This window comes from Arenibacter sp. F26102 (genome assembly GCF_023015865.1).
Taxonomy (GTDB): Bacteria; Bacteroidota; Bacteroidia; order Flavobacteriales; family Flavobacteriaceae; genus Arenibacter.
On sequence record NZ_JALKBC010000045.1, the window covers coordinates 1 to 1,583 of the forward strand.

At 53.8% G+C, this 1,583-nt stretch carries 1 protein-coding gene; it reads right to left on the minus strand.

Annotation, left to right across the window (positions count from 1 at the left end):
- The coding region (locus MWU78_RS22160) for a PKD domain-containing protein (RefSeq protein WP_247001990.1) at positions 1–1,583 on the minus strand (1,583 nt) is incomplete at both ends.

Genomic DNA, 1,583 nt, shown 5'->3' on the forward strand with positions numbered 1-1,583 from the left:
CCCTGTAGTTCCTGATAGACATAGTGGAACTCGTCGGCACTGCCGAAGATGTCCGCACCTGAGGCATTGACCTCGAAACGACCGTTGTCGAAACAGGCCTCGCCATTGGCGGCAACGTTTCCTATATCGGAATTGGTCCATGGGGAAGGTACCGGAGTACAGTCCACAACGACTTCCTCATCTACCGTGATGGTAACCGTAGCGGTGTCCTGTAGGCCTTCCGGATCCGTCACCGTAAGTGTAGCGGTGAAGCTGCCTACGGTAGTATAGGTGTAAACCGGGTTGGTAGCAGACGAGGTATCGCCGTTTCCGAAATCCCAAGCATAGACAAGTCCATTTGGATTTTCTGGGTCGCTGGATCCGCTTCCTGTGAAGTTCACCTGTAGCGGTGCGGTTCCGTTAAGCGGGGTTGCCGTGGCCACTGCGGTAGGGGCTTCGTTTTCCTCTACATTGCCAATGACCTGAACGTTCTCGTATACTGCACTGGCAAGTACACCATCGTTATGCGATGTTGTCGCCAGACCTACGAAAATGTTTTGTCCCATAGGTATATTGGTGCTTCCGACCTGAACCCAACTTCCATTGGTCTCGGACACATAGGCCGTGAAGGCATTGCCCGAGCGTACCAGCCTTACATAATGCGGGAATCCTCCCGGAGCCGGTGCAGGGGCGGTATAGTTGCCGCTGCTCATATTAGCACCTTTGGAAGGTCTATGTTGGAAACTGTATCCAGGACCTCCAACACTGTTGGGGTTCGGTGCCATGATCATCATCGCCATTGCGGAGTTCGCATCAAGGTCGCTCCTCATCATCACCCCGGCCTTGGCCCAATCGTTGGTCTGTTCCAGGCTAATTAACTGGGCTATGATCTCCCCATCGCCCTCTAGTTCCTGATATACATAGTGGAACTCGTCGGCACTGTTATAAATATCCGCACCTGATGCTTTGACCTCGAAACGACCGTTGTCGAAACAGGCCTCGCCATTGGCGGCAACGTTTCCAATATCGGAATTCGTCCAAGGGGAAGGTACCGGAGTACAGTCCACAACGACCTCCTCATCTACCGTGATGGTAACCGTAGCGGTGTCCTGAAGTCCTTCCGGATCAGTCACGGTAAGGGTAGCGGTAAAGCTGCCTACAGTAGTATAGGTGTAAACCGGGTTGGTAGCGGACGAGGAATCGCCGTTTCCGAAATCCCATGCGTACGCAAGTGCGTCCGGAGTCTCCTGGTCGCTAGATCCGCTTCCTGTGAAGCTTACCTGTAGCGGTGCGGTTCCGTTCAGCGGGGTTGCCGTGGCCACTGCGGTAGGTGCTTCGTTTTCCTCTACGTTGCCAATGACCTGAACGTTCTCGTATACTGCACTGGCAAGTACGCCATCGTTATGCGATGTTGTCGCCAGACCTACAAAGATACTTTGTCCCATAGGTATGGAAGTACTTCCTACCTGAACCCAACTTCCATTGGTCTCGGACACATAGGCCGTTAAGGTATTGCCAGAGCGTACCAACCTGAGGTAATGCGGGAATCCTCCCGGAGCCGGTGCAGGGGCGGTATAGTTGCCGGTTCCAAGAGTGCCACCTTT